The organism is Desulforhopalus vacuolatus (genome assembly GCF_016918505.1).
Lineage (GTDB): Bacteria > Desulfobacterota > Desulfobulbia > Desulfobulbales > Desulfocapsaceae > Desulforhopalus > Desulforhopalus vacuolatus.
This window is the reverse complement of record NZ_JAFFPZ010000003.1, coordinates 18,952-36,209: the sequence shown is the minus strand read 5'-3', so window position 1 is coordinate 36,209 and position 17,258 is coordinate 18,952. Positions and strand designations below refer to the sequence as shown.

At 47.3% G+C, this 17,258-nt stretch carries 16 protein-coding genes; 11 read left to right on the top strand and 5 right to left on the bottom strand.

Annotation, left to right across the window (positions count from 1 at the left end; all coding sequences use genetic code 11):
• Positions 1-5: 5 nt before the first annotated feature.
• Genes JWG39_RS02915 through drmC form a run of 5 tightly spaced genes read left to right on the top strand, consistent with a single transcriptional unit; the run spans position 6 to position 9,438 of the window.
• Entirely contained in the window at positions 6-2,141 is a 2,136-nt protein-coding gene (locus tag JWG39_RS02915; RefSeq protein WP_205217867.1) for a DEAD/DEAH box helicase, read from the top strand.
• A 4-nt stretch (positions 2,142-2,145) separates the two neighbouring features.
• A complete protein-coding gene (locus tag JWG39_RS02910; protein WP_205217866.1) occupies positions 2,146-2,805 on the top strand; it encodes a DUF2290 domain-containing protein in 660 nt (219 codons plus the stop codon).
• 14 nt (positions 2,806-2,819) lie between these two features.
• Positions 2,820-6,782, top strand: coding sequence for a DISARM system helicase DrmA (drmA, locus tag JWG39_RS02905; protein WP_205217865.1), 3,963 nt, complete (start codon positions 2,820-2,822; stop codon positions 6,780-6,782).
• Positions 6,779-8,665, top strand: coding sequence for a DUF1998 domain-containing protein (gene drmB, locus JWG39_RS02900; protein WP_205217864.1), 1,887 nt, complete (start codon positions 6,779-6,781; stop codon positions 8,663-8,665). The genes drmA and drmB overlap by 4 nt, the downstream gene beginning before the upstream one ends.
• Positions 8,665-9,438: a DISARM system phospholipase D-like protein DrmC gene (gene drmC / locus JWG39_RS02895; RefSeq protein WP_205217863.1), complete on the top strand. Its 774-nt coding sequence runs from the start codon at positions 8,665-8,667 to the stop codon at positions 9,436-9,438. Before drmB ends, drmC begins: the two co-directional genes overlap by 1 nt.
• Positions 9,439-9,727: 289 nt before the next feature.
• On the opposite strand, the gene JWG39_RS02890 is transcribed toward drmC, so the two are convergent.
• Positions 9,728-12,049 (bottom strand): heavy metal translocating P-type ATPase, encoded by a 2,322-nt coding sequence (locus JWG39_RS02890; RefSeq protein WP_205217862.1) that lies wholly within the window; start codon positions 12,047-12,049, stop codon positions 9,728-9,730.
• A gap of 252 nt (positions 12,050-12,301) precedes the next feature.
• Here JWG39_RS02890 and JWG39_RS02885 point away from each other — a divergent pair, with 252 nt between their 5' ends.
• The 6 genes from JWG39_RS02885 to JWG39_RS02860 all read left to right on the top strand — a co-directional run bounded on the left by JWG39_RS02885 (position 12,302) and on the right by JWG39_RS02860 (position 13,947).
• Positions 12,302-12,523: a hypothetical protein gene (locus JWG39_RS02885; RefSeq protein WP_205217861.1), complete on the top strand. Its 222-nt coding sequence runs from the start codon at positions 12,302-12,304 to the stop codon at positions 12,521-12,523.
• A gap of 25 nt (positions 12,524-12,548) precedes the next feature.
• Positions 12,549-12,695 carry a hypothetical protein gene (locus tag JWG39_RS02880; protein WP_205217860.1) on the top strand — a complete coding sequence of 49 codons (147 nt, stop codon included), beginning with the start codon at positions 12,549-12,551 and terminating at the stop codon, positions 12,693-12,695.
• A gap of 25 nt (positions 12,696-12,720) precedes the next feature.
• Positions 12,721-12,867: a hypothetical protein gene (locus tag JWG39_RS02875; RefSeq protein ID WP_205217859.1), complete on the top strand. Its 147-nt coding sequence runs from the start codon at positions 12,721-12,723 to the stop codon at positions 12,865-12,867.
• A 25-nt stretch (positions 12,868-12,892) separates the two neighbouring features.
• On the top strand, positions 12,893-13,039 hold the full coding sequence (locus JWG39_RS02870) for a hypothetical protein (protein WP_205217858.1): 147 nt from the start codon (positions 12,893-12,895) through the stop codon (positions 13,037-13,039).
• 25 nt (positions 13,040-13,064) lie between these two features.
• On the top strand, positions 13,065-13,211 hold the full coding sequence (locus tag JWG39_RS02865) for a hypothetical protein (RefSeq protein ID WP_205217857.1): 147 nt from the start codon (positions 13,065-13,067) through the stop codon (positions 13,209-13,211).
• A gap of 289 nt (positions 13,212-13,500) precedes the next feature.
• Positions 13,501-13,947, top strand: a complete 447-nt coding sequence (locus tag JWG39_RS02860) for a superoxide dismutase [Ni] (protein ID WP_205217856.1) — start codon at positions 13,501-13,503, stop codon at positions 13,945-13,947.
• 8 nt (positions 13,948-13,955) lie between these two features.
• Here the strand turns inward: JWG39_RS02860 and JWG39_RS02855 are convergent, their stop codons facing one another.
• The 4 genes from JWG39_RS02855 to JWG39_RS02840 all read right to left on the bottom strand — a co-directional run bounded on the left by JWG39_RS02855 (position 13,956) and on the right by JWG39_RS02840 (position 17,185).
• Positions 13,956-14,120 carry a hypothetical protein gene (locus JWG39_RS02855; protein ID WP_205217855.1) on the bottom strand — a complete coding sequence of 55 codons (165 nt, stop codon included), beginning with the start codon at positions 14,118-14,120 and terminating at the stop codon, positions 13,956-13,958.
• Between the two features lie 293 nt (positions 14,121-14,413).
• The gene (locus JWG39_RS02850) at positions 14,414-15,190 is read right to left on the bottom strand and encodes an ABC transporter ATP-binding protein (protein WP_205217854.1); all 777 of its coding nucleotides are present in this window, start codon (positions 15,188-15,190) and stop codon (positions 14,414-14,416) included.
• A complete protein-coding gene (locus tag JWG39_RS02845; RefSeq protein ID WP_205217853.1) occupies positions 15,187-16,257 on the bottom strand; it encodes a FecCD family ABC transporter permease in 1,071 nt (356 codons plus the stop codon). The genes JWG39_RS02850 and JWG39_RS02845 overlap by 4 nt, the downstream gene beginning before the upstream one ends.
• A gap of 1 nt (position 16,258) precedes the next feature.
• The gene (locus JWG39_RS02840) at positions 16,259-17,185 is read right to left on the bottom strand and encodes an ABC transporter substrate-binding protein (RefSeq protein ID WP_338032171.1); all 927 of its coding nucleotides are present in this window, start codon (positions 17,183-17,185) and stop codon (positions 16,259-16,261) included.
• Between the last annotated feature and the right edge of the window lie 73 nt (positions 17,186-17,258).

The window sequence follows — 17,258 nt, the reverse complement described above, 5'->3', positions numbered from 1 at the left end:
TTAATATGATTGAAATCATTAAAGGCTCAACACAAAAACCGATTAGTTCAGAGCAACTTATCAACGCCCTCTCAGAAACCAAAGAGTTGAATGGACTTTTGTATGTAGGATATCCAATATTTTCAACGCCTGAAGGGCGGTATCCCATAGATGCGATCCTCATCTCACCTGAAAAAGGTGTAATTCTAATCCATATTGTGGAAGGAAGAATTCTGCCAGATAATTATCAGGATACCCAAGATGACATTTATAACAAATTGGAAGCCAAACTTCGTAATCATAAGGCTTTGATGAAAGGCCGAAACCTTGACGTTCCCATATCGGTATTAACGTTTTCTCCTGCAGTCACTACTCAACAAGATGCTGATGATGAATATCCCGTTTGTTCGAAAGACAATCTGATCACGACCATTGAAAACATTAAAGATGAAAAATTTGAAAAATACAATCATTTGCTTTCGGTGCTTCAATCCATTTCGACAATTCGTAAAGGGATCAAGAAAAGAAACATTGCCAAGTCTGATTCCAGAGGGGCGAAGCTACAAAAACTTGAAGACTCAATCGCCAATCTGGATAACCAACAAGGCCGGGCAGTAATCGAAACCATAGATGCTGTTCAGCGTATACGTGGACTGGCGGGCTCTGGTAAGACAATCGTTTTGGCTCTGAAAGCGGCCTACCTCCATTCGCAGCACCCGGAATGGAAGATAGCTGTAACGTTTAATACCCGTTCATTGAAAGGACAATTCAAACGACTGATTACTACATTCACGATTGAGCAAACCGGTGAAGAACCAGAGTGGGAAAACTTGAAAATTATTCATGCATGGGGCTCTGGAAGCGGTGAACGTGAAGGTCTTTACTACAATTTTTGTAAACAAAATGAGCTTGAGTACTTCGATTACGGAAGGGCAAAGAGCAAATTTGGTCGCGGGCGTGAATTTGATGGTGCGTGTTCCAATGCAGTAGATGCAGCAAAAAAAATATTGCCATTGTACGACGCTATTTTGATTGATGAGGCACAGGATTTCCCACCCTCGTTTCTTCGGCTTTGTTTCAGTGTTTTAGGAGACAAAAAACGACTGGTTTATGCTTATGATGAATTGCAAAGCCTGAATACGTTATCCCTCCCAAGCCCTGAAGAAATTTTTGGTTATGACTCTCATAGTAACCCTATAGTAACACTGACTGAAAAATCACAAGACATCATTCTTGAGAAGTGTTACAGGAATTCCAAACCAGTTCTCACGACTGCGCATGCACTTGGTTTTGGAATATTTCGTAATAAAGATCCCAAAACAGGAACGGGATTGATTCAAATGTTTGATGACTCTCATCTTTGGGAAGATGTCGGATATTCTGTTGTAAGCGGCAGGTTGGAAGATGAAATACAAGTAACACTTGAAAGGACGGAAAACAGTAGTCCTGCATTTCTTGTCAACCAATTTGACATTGATGATCTTATTCAATTTCACTCGTTTGCCACTGAAGGAGATCAGATACAATGGGTTGTTGAAGAAATCAAACGTAATTTAAGAAAAGATGAACTGAGAGTCGATGATATCATAGTCATAAATCCAGATCCGCTTAAAACTAAAAATGCTGTTGGGCCAATACGAGCGGAGCTTTTCAAACATAAAATAAATTCCCATCTTGCTGGTGTTGACACTACCCCAGATGTATTCTTTTACCCTGAATTGGATTCAATAGTCTTTACCGGGATTTACAGGGCGAAGGGAAACGAAGCTGGGATGGTTTATATCATTAACGCACAAGACTGTTATGAGTCTTTTGGCCGTTTGGCGACAGTTAGAAACCAACTTTTTACAGCTATAACAAGAAGTAAAGCATGGGTACGAGTGCTTGGTATTGGTCCCAATATGGACAAACTCAAAAAAGAGTTTGAAAGAGTGAAGGAAAATGAGTTTAAGCTCACTTTTGTTTATCCGAACGCTGAACTCAGGACAAAATTAAATATTGTCAATCGTGATATGTCAGAAGCTGAAAAAAAGAGTCTTAAAAAAGCGGATAGATCATTACACGAGCTCTTAGAAGGTGTTGAAAGTGGTGATGTTCATATTGACGATTTAGATGCTGGTCAAGTTGAAAAATTGAAAAATTTTCTATTAGAAAAGGATTAACATCATGATTACTCCTGAAATTGTTCGTAATCAAATGCAGAGAATAGCGGAAGAATTAATATTTGTTAGCCTAAGCGTCGACCAAACATTTCCATCCAAAAGAATAGAAGGGTCAGAAACAAGAATTGATTTTGGTAAAGCTGATATAAGCGTCGCTCTCAGAAACAAGCCTTACAAAGAAATATATAACGAACTCTCCAATGCGAAGTCTTATAACTTTAAACTAATTGACGGTGCTATAGTTCAACTTATGTACAGATTTGAAGAGAATGAACTCAAAAATCACAGGTTGGCATTTTTCCCTTCTCCCTACTTGGAAGAATATCAAAACAACCCGGAATTATATGAAAATGATGAAATTTATGCCGATGTAATCAGGAAGGATATCGTCCCTTTTCCAATTAGATTTGATTTTGATTCAAGAGCTGAAGTCGTTGTTGATGTCGAACATCCCCAATCTCATCTAACTCTGGGACAGTATTTGAATTGTCGAATTCCTGTATCTGCTCCGCTAACGCCATCTCTTTTCATTCTTTTTATTTTGCGGAATTTTTATAATATGGCGTTTGTAAAATTTTCAAAACAAATCACGTTATTTAATGATTCGTTCGATCAAACGATTACTGGTAACGAGAGAGATTTAATTCATATTCAAATCCCGTAACTTGGAGTTACATCATGAGCCAAGAGAATAAAGTTACAACTATCAACTCATGGATAGTGAGACTTGGTGACGAGGTCCATCTTGATGGTTATGTTTTGACCATCAAATTCGGCTCTTTCAACTTGCGGGGCATCCAGACGGAAGATGCCATGCTGGTCACCGAAGAGCGTGATGGAAAATTCACAGTGATCGGTGTTGGCCGGGTATTCAGGAGGCGGTATTCGCTCGAAGAGACCTCGTTTTATTTCGACGGCTATCTCCCGGCGTCACCGATCGCCACATTGGACGAACTGACAATTCCTGTTCCGGAAAACAAGGCACCGATTAACCGACTGGATTGGGCGCTGTTCGAAACTGCCTTGAAAACTACTACTGGTGTGAGTTGGACAGCATTCCCTGTCATTTCGGGTGGTACCCCTCACGAACAGGCATACGTGCGGGAATTAATGCAGGCTGCCATAACGGACGATCTCCTCGGTCCGGCTGACGGCCCGGTCGAAGAGATCATCGGCATGAGCGTCCGAGACCGCTATTTGGTCGGTAAGCTGGCTCCTATGTCTCGCACGGAAGATAGATCTGAACTTATTTATAGGCAGCGTGAAGGTGATTCTGATGATAAGGACGGCCAGGATAACTTAGTCCCATATGTTAATCCGGATCATATTTCCAGAGACAAGATCACTTCTTCCGGTGTTGATGATGAAGATAAAGAGGTAGATGCCTCGACCAACCAGTCACTTGTTCCCTCATCTTTTGGTTTTACCTTCTGTGTGGACTCAACGGTCGACGAGGTGGAGCTTATTGCCAATTGGGGACGGTACGAGAGAATGAAAAGCGAGCGAATTAACGAAAAGACCGGAAAACCTTTCCGTTACTGGAAGCGCATCCCCTCGGGTGGCTCAGTCATCATTCCAATGACAAAACGAAAGATCGAACCACTTGCCATAGATAACCAGTGTCCTGAAGTCTTGGTCCAAGGCTCCATAAGTTTGCCCTTGGACAATGGTGACCGACTGGTGACTCTGTTTTTTATCAATGATCAGTCCATGCCGGAGAAGAATCAGGATCAGGCATGGGTGTTCCAGCCAGAACTGATTGTCAGAGATCCTGAGAAGCGTCCGATCTTCAGGAGACGGCCGGTTTTGGATTCCGACGGTGCAGATGCCGAACGTGAAGCGTTGGAAATGATTTATCGCAAACAGGTCGAGTTTGCCGTCGGCCATGGTGTTTCCGTTCATGCGACTACGGCTGAGAATGACTCAGAACACGCTGTCGAAGTCAGGACATCCATATTGCCTGAATACGAAGTACCGGTGACCGAAACACCCGGTTTGGCTGATGAAGACCGTCCGGGAATGAAGCGTATGATTGCTGAAGGGTTTCTCGACATGGAAAACCTTGCGGTGTTTGACAAAGACGCTCTTGCCGCCGGATTGAAAATATTAACCGAAGATTATGCGCTGTGGATCTCGGAACAAAGAGAACGCATCGGTAAGGATGTTTTTGGTTACGACAGTGCGGCATCGACTGCCATGGATCGTTGTTCTCACGTGCTGAAGAGGCTGGAAGAAGGTATTGAGACCTTGAGAACCAACGAACACGCACTTGAAGCATTCCGCTTCGCTAATCGTGCCATGGCGCTTCAGCGTATCCGCAGCATCTACGCCTTGAGCAGGAGACGTGGTGAAGAGCCGGAGCTCGCTGCATTGAACATTCGAAAAAACAGGTCTTGGAGGCCGTTCCAGTTAGCCTTCATGCTCCTTTCGTTGCCTGCTATGTCTAATCCTGAGCATAAGGATAGAACAGAACCGTTAGAAGCATATGCCGACCTTATATGGTTTCCTACCGGTGGTGGTAAGACTGAAGCGTATTTGGGTGTGGCCGCTTTTACTATGGCCATCCGTCGCCTGCAGGGCGAGTTGGGAGGTTTGGATGGCAGCCGTGGCCTTGCGGTGATCATGAGATATACCCTTCGGCTTTTAACCCTTCAACAATTTCAACGTGCGACTACCTTGATTTGCGCGTTGGAGTCAATGCGGCGCGAAGATCCCACGAAATGGGGAACGACTCCCTTCACCATCGGACTTTGGGTCGGAAATCGGGTGACTCCCGGAAACACAGAGGAATCACATACCGCTATTCAACGATTTAGAGAAGGACAACGTTATGGAAGTAATTCACCCGCCCAGTTGACCACCTGTCCGTGGTGCGGATCAGAAATTGCCGAAGGCCGGGACATCGAAGTGAAAAAAGATGTTGGACGGACTTTCATCTATTGTGGTGACAAGTTCGGGCGATGTGATTTCAGCAGAAGTAAGTCCAGGGATATGGGGATTCCCGTTCTGGTAGTGGACGAAGAAATCTACAGACATCCCCCGACCATGTTGATCGCGACGGTGGACAAGTTTGCCATGATGGCATGGCGTGGGCAGGTACGGACGCTTTTTGGCCGCGCCACCCAGGAATGTGAACGACACGGCCTCTTGTGGCCAAACGCGGATTGCTCCGGCAATCACAACGCCAAAGGGAAACTTCCCAGGGTCACGGTAAAAGAAATCACCCCGATTCGACCACCGGATTTGATCATTCAGGACGAGTTTCATCTCATCAGCGGGCCGTTGGGAACGATGGTTGGGCTTTATGAAACGGCCGTGGATGAACTGTCGACATGGCAGGTCGGTGACAAGTCGATCCGACCAAAGGTAATTGCTTCGACGGCTACGGTACGCAAGGCTGATGAACAGGTGAACAATGTGTTTCTGAGACAGGTCATGGTCTTTCCTCCTCATGGGCTGGATGTGGAGGATAATTTCTTTTCCGTCCAGCGGCCGATTGAGGAAAAACCTGGTAGACGCTACATGGGGATATGCTCTCCGGGAAGTTCGCGTCCGGCTGTATTGATTCGTGTTTACGTGGCCATGTTGACGGCAGCTCAGTCACTTTTCGAACGGTTCGGTCAGGTTGCCGATCCATACATGACTGTTGTCGGATATTTCAATTCATTGCGGGAACTCGGGGGCATGAGACGCCTTGCCGAAGATGACGTCCAGACCCGTGCCTACAGAGTGCAGATGAGCGATGTCAGTCGCCCGGGACTGGGACAGAGATCGGTCAGGAACGTGGATGAGTTGACCTCTCGTGTATCAAGCAAGGACATCCCCAAAAAACTGGACCAGCTTGAAGTAAAATTCAACGCGACTCTGGAAAACGGCAAATACGTCACGAAGTGGGAAAAAGGTGAAACCCGGGCCATCGACATCGTTCTGGCCACCAACATGTTTTCGGTGGGGGTGGACGTGAATCGTCTTGGCATTATGGCGGTAAATGGGCAACCCAAAAACACGGCGGAATACATTCAAGCGACGAGTCGTGTCGGTCGTCAGTTCCCGGGGCTCGTTTGCACGGTATTGACGTGGTCCAGACCGCGTGATCTCTCTCACTACGAAACTTTCGAGCATTACCATGCTACCTTCTACAAACATGTAGAGGCTCAATCGGTCACTCCTTTTGCACCGAGAGCCCTTGACAGAGGATTGACGGGAACGTTGATCAGCCTGATACGGCTGGGATACGCCTCGCTGAATCCAAACCTTGGTGCCATGGCGCTCGACAACGCCGCCTCTCCTGATGAACTGGCGGAAGCAAAAGAAAGTCTCACCAGCAGAGCCTGGAAGGTGACTAACAAGAAAACTATCAAAGATAATGTAAATGGAATGATCTCCGAGCGCTTTGACTGTTGGGGGAAGGAAGCCAGAAGAGCTGGACGACGTTTGGGCTATGAAACCGAGAGACGGCAAGGTGACGTGGCGGCATTGCTGAAAAAACCAGGCGTGGCAGCTTGGGATAAATTCACCGTGCCCATGTCGATGCGTGAAGTGGAACCAGGCGTGAAACTGATTATGGATAGTGCGACTCTGCCGGAGCCTCCGGCTTGGCGATTGAGAAGAACGGAAGATAGTGACGGAGGTAAAGCATGAGTACATATCCTGTAGGACAAGTGAGACCCAGCCAGTTGTTGTGGACATACGGACCGGGTGCGTTAATTGACCTGCCCAACTTGTCGGTGATCACGATGGGACTGGATAGATGGGATATCGATAGATGTCCTTCGGTGGAAGAAGCCCGATTGCTGGCTGCTGTGCGTCGAGTACTCGGTCCGCAGGTAACCCATTTGCGGATTCCACCGTTCCTGAATGACGATGGTGCGAGTCCGTTTTCCGCTGAAGGGAAAGTCGGTGTTCCGGTCAGGCCGTTTCCTCGCTGGCTTCGATGCGTGAGATGCGGTCTTCTGGCTGAATACGATTCGGGGCTGTTCAGCATCAAAGCCAATCCATACAGACCGGAACTGACCCACTTTGTCCATACAAACTGCATAAAAGGGGCAAATGCCGATGCCGTACCAGCGCGCTTCTTGTTGGCTTGCCGTAACGGTCATCTAGACGATTTCCCGTGGCATTGGTTCGTTCATGGCGGTCAATCCGATTGCAAAGGTACTCTGCGTTTCTTCGAGTCAGGGGCTTCGCTACAGACTGAAAACCTTTGGGTAAAATGCGATGCTTGTGGGGCTTCGAAACAGTTGGCGAAAGCGTTTGGCAAAAGTGGTCGAGACAACCTTCCAGCTTGCAGAGGGCGCCATCCTCATCTCGATAAATTTGATTCGGAGTGTAACGAGCAACCTCGGGCGGTGCTTTTGGGTGCCACCAACAGCTGGTTTCCAATCACGCTTTCCGTGTTGGCTATCCCTCTCGAAAAGAACCAGCTGTCGCAATTGATTCTTGATGGATGGGACTATTTTGCAGATGCCGATTCTGTTGATGAGATAAAGATTATCGTAAAAACCCTTACCAAGACAAGCAGCCTCCCCGGGATCGACAAATATCAGGCGGATGAAATCTGGCTGGCGGTGCAGAATCGCAAAGATGGAAACGCTGCTGAGGTTATTTCCGAAGGTGACCTTAAAGGGCCGGAATGGGATGTGCTGATATCTCCAAATCCACCGACGGATTGGCCACACTTTTTGAGTAGCAAGGTCGCAAGACCCGATACATATAAAGATATTATGGATTCGGTTCTCTTGTTGGAGCGTTTGCGAGAAGTGAATGCGTTGATTGGGTACACTCGTGTGGAAGCTCCAGAGGAATCGGCTGACGAAGACGAACGACCACCGATGGCTAGTCTTTGCAAAGGAAAACCCAGCTGGATTCCTGCCAGTGAGGTTCATGGAGAAGGAATATTTATCCGTTTCAACGAAAAGGCTATTTCCGATTGGGAAAAGCTGGAAGCCGTCAAACGCAGAGACCAAAAAATCGAACAAGGTCACCGTGGCTGGAGAAATGCCCGTGGACTTGATCCAGAAGTCGGCTATCCCGGAATCAGATACACCATGCTTCACACATTCGCACACCTGTTGATCAGAGAGCTGGCACTGGAATGTGGTTACAATGCGGCAAGTATTCGGGAGCGGATCTATGCCGGTACCGGTGAGTCTCCAATGGCAGGGATTCTCATCTATACCGCATCGGCAGATTCCGACGGAACTTTGGGGGGCTTGGTGGATCTGGGTAAACCCGATAACCTTGGCCGTCTGATAGATCAGGCGTTAAACAGATCTCAAGTGTGCTCATCCGATCCTCTCTGCTCTGAACACAATCCAAGCGAGGACCGTTCTCTCCATGCTGCGGCCTGTCACGCCTGCACGTTCGTGGCCGAAACGTCTTGTGAACGAGGCAATCGCTATCTGGACAGAGCGTTACTGGTGAAAACGTTCGAATGCAAAGATGCCGCATTTTTCAGAAAAGTGACCAGGGATTACTATTGCGTCGCTGAGGAACGGGGACCCTACGGATCGGCGAAGAGGTGATGAACACTGATATCTGGCAGGTTATAGCGGACATCGGGATTGAACTCCATCCCGACAGAGTTAATGCAATCGCGGGCAAGATTGCCGGTCTGACTTCAGTGGACGAATTTGACAAGGCGATTTCCGGGTTTGGCCCGGTTGCCAACAAACCAATGATGAACGCTTTGGAAAGGGTTTGGCGAAGAGATCCCCGGGTTACGCCTCTGGAAGTTGCTGCTGCTTTACGTGGAGCTTCTGGAACTGCCTCCATGATGGAAAAGCGTGAAGCGGTCGACATGGTTTGGACAGGTCCTTGTACGGGGTTGGTCGCCTCCCGACATACAGAGCAGGTTCTTCTTGAGGTGATAGATTCCGCGAGATGGCGACTCTTCATTGTCAGCTTCGTCGCCTATAACATTGATTCGGTCAAGAAAGCTCTTCAGGATGCAGTTGGCAGGAACGTGAAAATCGAAATTTTGCTGGAATCCTCGAAAGCCCATGGAGGAAAAATAGATATCGACTCAATTGACGTATTTAAAAAAGCGATTCCGTCAGCTAACGTCTATGCGTGGAATTCTGAATCCAAAACCTCAGCTCGGTGGAACGGCGCGGTTCATGCAAAATGTGCTGTTGCCGATGGCTCTCTCGCTTTTATTACGAGTGCTAATCTCACCAGAGCGGCCATGGAAAACAACATGGAACTCGGTGTATTAGTTCGTGGAGGAAACCTGCCAGAAAAACTCGAACGACATCTTGAAGTGTTGGTGACGACGGGAGTGATAGAGAAAATATGATGAATAGCTGAATTCAAGTAATACCATTTACATTTTGTATTTGCGGATTCAAAGACAGTGGGACAGATCCCCAATTTGGGCGTCTCCAGCACAACGGACGCTTCTACCATGAGATCATTTTACAGCCTGTTTATCCCTTCGTGATCACCAAAAAAGATCTCCACGCAGTCGCGTTCTCTGGTCAGTAAAAAATGTAATTGGTATTAGTGAAAATTCGTGTCCATTCGTGGTTCCTTTTGTTGTTTGTAACCACGAATGGACACGGATAAACACGAATTATGCTTCTTTTTTACAATTTCACCCCTTTGAGTCTGAGTGAATTGCTGATCACAGAAACCGAACTGAAACTCATGGCAGCGGCAGCAATCATGGGCGACAGCAGTATTCCAAAGAATGGATACAAAATCCCCGCAGCAATGGGAATGCCCGCTGTGTTGTACACAAAGGCAAAGAATAAATTTTGCCGGATATTACGCATGGTGGCGCGGCTCAATCGCCTGGCTCTGACAATCTTGCGTAAATCCCCTTTAACTAAAGTGATGCCGGCACTTTCTATTGCCACATCGGTTCCGGTGCCCATGGCGATACCCACATGGGCCTGTGCCAGTGCGGGAGCATCGTTAATGCCATCACCTGCCATTGCAACGATAGACCCGTCTGCCTGCAGTTGTCTGATAAGTTCTGCTTTTTGTTCTGGTGTTACTTCAGAATGCACTTCGTCTATGCCCAGTTTGTTGGCAACCGCTTTTGCCGTCGTATCACTGTCACCGGTGAGCATGACGATACGGATGCCTTCTGCATGCAGGTCACGAATGGCTTCGGCTGTCGCTTTTTTGATGGGGTCAGCAACGCCGATTAAACCTGCTGCTTTGTCATCAATCGCAATCAGCATGACGGTCATTCCCTGGACGCGCTGTTTGTCTGCCTGCTGAGGCAGGTCTCCTGTTTTGATATTCAGTTCTTCCAGCAATTTTATGTTACCGACGGCCACCCTGTGTTCACCAACTTCGCCGATAACACCTTTGCCTGTAATTGACTGAAAGCTGCTGGCTTTCACCAGCGTGATTCCCTTCTCTTCTGCTCCATGGACGACAGCCTCCGCCAGAGGATGTTCGCTGGCGCGTTCGACACTGGCGGCCATGCGCAATATTTGATCTTCGGTAAACCCGGTTTCCGCCTGTACAGCAACCAGCTTTGGCCTGCCTTCAGTCAACGTTCCCGTTTTATCTACAACCAGAATTTTAACTTTTTCCATAATCTCAAGGGCTTCGGCATTCTTAATTAACACTCCTTCCAGAGCCCCGCGCCCGGTACCTGTCATAATGGAAATTGGTGTCGCAAGTCCCAGTGCGCATGGGCAGGCGATAATAAGAACAGCAACCGCATTCACCATTGCATGTGCCAGGCGCGGCTCCGGACCCCACACCCACCAGGCAAGAAAGGCAAGGGCTGCCGCGGCAACTACCGCGGGAACAAAATAGCTTGCCACCAGATCCGCTAATTTTTGTATGGGAGCCCGGGTGCGTTGTGCATCCGCCACCATTTTTACGATTTGTGACAGCAGGGTATCGGCGCCCACTTTTTCCGCCCGCATTACCAGACTGCCTGTGCCATTCACCGTTGCTCCGATGAGTTTCTCACCGTCTGATTTTGCCACAGGAATGGGCTCACCGGTAACCATGGATTCGTCTACATTACTTTCACCCTCAATGACCATTCCATCCACCGGAACTTTCTCGCCCGGTCGAATCCGCAACGTATCGCCAGGCTCGACCTCATCCAGCGGGACATCTTCTTCTGTTCCATCATCGCGCACCATGCGGGCCGTATTCGGAGCAAGTCCAAGCAGGGCCTGGATGGCTGCATTGGTTCGTGAGCGGGCGCGCAGTTCGAGAACCTGTCCCATGAGAACCAGCGCTGTAATCATGGCCGCTGCTTCAAAGTAGACTGCTACCAAACCGCCTTCCATCTGCATGACGGGTGGGAAAATGTGTGGAACCAGCAGGGCCACAACGCTGTACACCCAGGTGACAGAGACACCCAGTGCAATCAGGGTAAACATGTTGAGGTTCCAGGTTCGAAGAGATTGCCAGCCACGTACAAAAAAAGGCCATCCGCCCCAGAGTACAACAGGTGTTGCCAGCGCGAACTCAATCCACTGGACAGAGTGCATTGAAAGCCAGTTCGGCAACCAGGCAGGGACCATGTCAGCGGTCATGGCCAGGAAGAAAATCGGCAGAGCGAGCACGGTGCATACCCAGAATCGGCTGCTCATATAGATCAGTTCTTCATTTTTTTCTTCACCGGCGGAGATGTTGACCGATTCAAGCGCCATCCCGCATTTAGGGCAGCTGCCGGGATGATCCTGTACAATCTCAAGATGCATGGGGCAGATATAGGTGTTCCCCTCGCTGTACTCTTCATGCTCTACCGGGGGACGCGGGTTGAGATAGTATTCTGGCTGCTCCTTGAATTTATGCAGGCAATGTTCACAGCAAAAGTAATACTCTTTGCCTTTATGGTGATAATGAAATTTGGAATCGCTTGATACCACCATGTTGCAGACGGGGTCTTTGTGTTGTTGCTGAATTGTATTTTGCAGACTGTTCATATTTTTATCTCCCTGAGGTGCTGACCGACGGCACCGTCATTATTTTTCAGACAGCGGGAATGGATTTCGCTGCAACGATCTCTCCAGATTTTATGGGTATTGTTTTTGTGAAGGAGCAGCTTATGACCCGTATCTCCTGTTTCTTTCCCGCAGCTTCACCACAAAAGGGTCATGATTACTAAACTGATAAATATTGAAAGGGATGATGCAAGCAACGGGGTGTTGAAACCTCAGGCATCGGGGAATTAATTTTTGGCGATTACGAATGGAGAAACAGGATGTAACATTGATCTCAATGGTGATAACGGTGGAATTATATCATCATTGGTGGAAAATCGGCACGGCGGTGGTTTCCCGCAATGTTGTGGTGTAGACAAGGCATGCCTTGTCTCTACGATGGCGGCAATCCCCGAAATGGTAACTCTCAGCGATACCCCGCGAAACAATACACGATATGTTGTCACCACGGGGTAATAACGGTGGAATTATATCACCATTGGTGGAAAATCGGCACGGCGGTGGTTTCTCGCGATGTTGTTGTGTAGACAAGGCATGCCTTGTCTCTACGGTGGCGGCAATCAGCGAAATGGTAACTCTCAGCGATACCCCGCAAAACAATACACGATATGTTGTCACCACGGGGTAATAACGGTGGAATTATATCACCATTGGTGAAAAATCGGCATGGCAGTGATTTCTCGCGATGTTGTGGTGTAGACAAGGCATGCCTTGTCTCTACGGTGGCGGCAATCCCCGAAATGGCAACTCTCACCGATACCCCGCAAAACAATACACGATACGTTGTCACCTCGGGGTAATAACGGTGGAATTATATCACCATTGGTGGAAAATCGGCACGGCGGTGGTTTCTCGCGATGTTGTGGTGTAGACAAGGCATGCCTTGTCTCTACGGTGGCGGCAATCCCCGAAATGGTAACTCTCACCGATACCCCGCGAAAAAATACACGCTACGTTGTCACCACGGGGTGATAACGGTGGAATTATATCATCATTGGTGGAAAATCGGCACGGCGGTGGTTTCTCGCGATGTTGTGGTGTAGACAAGGCATGCCTTGTCTCTACGGTGGCGGCAATCAGCGAAATGGTAACTCTTAGCGATACCTCGCGAAACAATACACGATATGTTGTCACCACGGGGTAATAACGGTGGAATTACACAACCATTGCCGAAAAATTGCCACAACAGTGATTTCAGCAATGGTGTTGTAGAGACAAGGCATGCCTTGTCTACACGGTGACGGGAAACGTAACGATGACGGTGGAATGGTCTTCTCTTTTCATAATAAAAGGCACATCTCAAAATGAAAACAAGAATCATTACTGTTGACTAACTCCTGAGGTTCACTATGTTTAAGAGATCTCTTTGGCAACCTGAACACCCTGTTTAAGGAGCCAAATCTTCCCTCAATCGTATCAAAAGAGAGGTTCGTATGAAGAAAATTTCCCTTTTCCTCGCAGTCCTTTTGGTTTCAGGTGGTTTTTTCATTTCGAATGCATTTGCCCATTGTGAAATCCCCTGCGGAATTTATGATGATCAGGCCAGAATGGACATGATTTCCGAGCATGCTGACACCATAGAAAAGTCTATGCGAGAAATTACCGCACTTGAAGATGGAAAAAACATGAATCAACTCGTGCGGTGGGTTACAACTAAAGAAAAACATGCTGATCTTATCCAGAACATCGTCAGCCAATATTTTATGACCCAAAGAATTAAGCTTGATGCTGTCGACTATGACAAGAAAATCACAGCCTTGCATAAGATGCTTATTTTCAGCATGAAATGCAAACAAACCACAGACCCTGGCAATGTCGAGAAGTTACGTGCTGCGGCTGAGGAATTCCAAGTACTTTATTTTGATCACAAGCATTCTTAAATAATATTTCAGTTAAAAAAAGCAAAACCCCTGAAAACGACACGGTCATTTTCAGGGGTTTTTGTTTTTTTATAATACCATTTCCACTTTGTATTGACCAGAGAACGCAACTGCGTAGACATCTTTTTTTGGCGATGACGAATGAGTAATAATTCGTGTTTATCCGAGTCCATTCGTAGTTCCTTTTGCAGTTTGTAACCACGAATGGACACGAATTTTCACGAACAGGGACCACGCATTAAACGAAAACGTTTGTATCCGAAGTTAAGCCGTACGGTGCACCAGGATTATTAATCAACTTTGGGAGTCATCCGCAAGGGCATTCTCTTATGGTTTTTTCAGTAATAATTCGTGTTTATTCGTGTCCATTCGTGGTTCCTTTTGTCGTTTGTAACCATGAATGGATAAACAGCAGACAAAACGGGGTATAACTTAATAGGAATGGTATAAGGGGCGATTACAAAGTTTAGCAGCATAAATTCTGAGTACTGTCTTTTGGTACTATCATTGGATGACCGTTAATATTGTGAATCTCTACAGGGAGTCCATATACTGACTCGATCATCTGTTCAGTGACCAGGGAGGGATGAAGATGACTAAAAACCTTCCCGTCTTTTAACATCAGAACGCTGTCCGCATAGCGCATGGCTTTGTTGAGATCGTGCATGGTCATAATAGCCCCAATATGGTGATAATCAACAACATGTCGCAGTAACAGCATTATTTCGACTTGATTTTTTAAATCAAGGGCACTGGTTGGTTCGTCAAGGAGAAGGAGTTTCGGCTCTTGCACCAGCGCTCGTGCAATACAGACTTTTTGCAGCTCCCCGCCACTCAATTGATCGATAAAACGCAGGCTCATCTCTTGAAGGTGAAGGTGACGAATTGTGGCCTCAACAATTTTAAGATCACGGTCACTGGGACGCCACCGTATATGAGGTTTGCGTCCCATGAGTACGGCATCAAAAAGGGTCAATCGAGCTTTCTCATTCTTTTGTGAAACGTAGCCTATTTTAGTTGCAATTTCCATGGGCCGCATTTTAAGAATATCCACACCCTCGACCATAACAGTACCCGCAGAAGCGCGGTGCATGCCATTTAAGCATTTAAGAAGTGTTGTTTTGCCGACTCCGTTGGGACCGAGAATAGCGAGGAGTTCTCCGGGCTTTACTGTAAAATCGATTTTTTTAAGAATTTCAGAATCCCGATACGCGAAATTCAGATGATGGATATCTACAATCATTTTCGGCCTCCCCGCAAAATCAATATGAGAAATACAGGTGCACCAATAAAAGCGGTTAACACCGACACGGGAAGAACATGCGGGGCCAGTATCAGCCTGGCCACCGTATCTGATGTTAACAGCATCAATGCTCCACCAATAAAAGAACCCGGCAGCAGGAATCGGTTATCAGAACCGATTATCCGCCGCACTATATGGGGTACTACGAGGCCAGCAAAACCGATGATTCCAAGAAAACCAATTATCGTGGCTGTAAGGACTGAAGCTAAAAGCATGCCGACTGCACGCACCCGCTCTACTCGAACTCCAAGCCCTTTAGCGGTTTCCTCTCCTGCATCAATGGCATTATAATTCCAACTGTTACAGAAAAAATAAATCCCGGTAATTGTGACAACGATGGACATCACTGCCAGCTCGCTCCAGCTGGCCCGGGCAGTATCGCCAAAGGTCCAGAAGACCATTGCTGCAAGTTGTACGTCGTTCGCAAAAAATTGCAGTAACATCGTGGCTGCTGTGAAAAAGGATCCGAGAGCGACTCCGGTCAGTACCATCACTTCGGGTGTTGTCCCTCTCATCCTGGCGATAGCAACAATTACAGCCGCCGTTGCAATGCTGAAAAAGAAGGCTGCAACGGTTGTGAGATACGGATTTGTGATTTGTACAGCTCCCATGCTGTTTGAAGTCATGATTCCACCCCCCAGCACCATGACGCCAAGAGCTGCACCAAAAGCAGCAGCGTGGGCAATCCCGAGGGTGAAAGGTGATCCCAGAGGGTTGCGAAGAATGGATTGCATTACAGCGCCAGAGAGTGCCAGGCCTGCTCCTGCAACCATTGCCGAAATTGCTTGAGGCAACCGGATATTCCAGACAATGATTTCGATTTTTTTGCTTGTCTCAAGACCGATCAGACTGGAAACTACATCAGTAAGGGAGATGTGTGCTGCTCCAGATGAAATGGAAAAGAGGAGAGCTATAAGCAGTGAAACGCAAAGGAGAAGAAGAAAGACAAATTTTCGGCCTATGTATTTCCGATATTCCTCGGGAATTTGTCCATCATGCAGATGCATCTTATTGTACCTGTATCTGTTGAAATACTTTGTGGTTGTACATGGCTTCAAAGTGGGCGAAAACAGGCTGGCCATCAAAAAAAGAAAATATTTCGTCGGCTTTTTCTGCTGGTTTGATATCTGTAAAGGCTTCGGGGTAAAGCAATTTGCCGATATAAAAGGCATTTGCGAGGATCGATTCAAAATTCTGATTATATGAGTTATACGGTAACAGTCCGAAAACTCTCCCCGACTTGACTGCGGTGAGAATCTGGTAGGCGGGGGCGTTACGAAGTTCATAGAGGCCTCCGGCCTTATCGCCAGATTGAAGTGTGGAAAGATCCAGAAAAAGATAATCGGGATCCCACTCTACGATTTTTTCTTTTGCAATTGTGCTGGTATTGATTCCTTTGGCGTCAGAGTTGGCACCATCCACAAGATTGTTGACAGGTAAGAGACGGAAAGGTGGATAGGCCGGCTCGGTGGATTGAAAGCCATGGGGACCTGCATAGGCCACACCGCCGAGGTACACTGATGGTTGTTGATCTTGATCGATATTTTGAGTGCGATTTTTGAGATCTTTCATCAACTCTTCAAAAGAAGAAATCACCTCTTCAGCGCGGGAGGTGTTGTTTATCACTTCTCCTATTATGTGTAAGGACTCGTAGAGATCAGCTTTCAATGAAGTCAGATTACCATATTTAAGAGCAATCACCGGAATACCTGTCTTCTCCTGCAAAGTGCCAGGGGCTGCGCCAGCTGTTCCCCTGCCGGTTCCAACCAGTTTAAAGATCACTTCAGGCTGGGGATCAAGAGTCAGAATGAGCTCCGGGTTGTCCCTGCCTCGAAACTCACCAAATATCGGTAGATTATGAAACTGCGGGTTGGCAAGTGCGTAGGGGCGCGAATTGAATTGGACGTCTCGGCCTTCGATATCATCGACTGCCACCACAAATTCTTGTCCCTGCATGTATGTGAGCAGTCTCAGGCAGCCTGAACCTGAACAGATCACTCTTTGCACG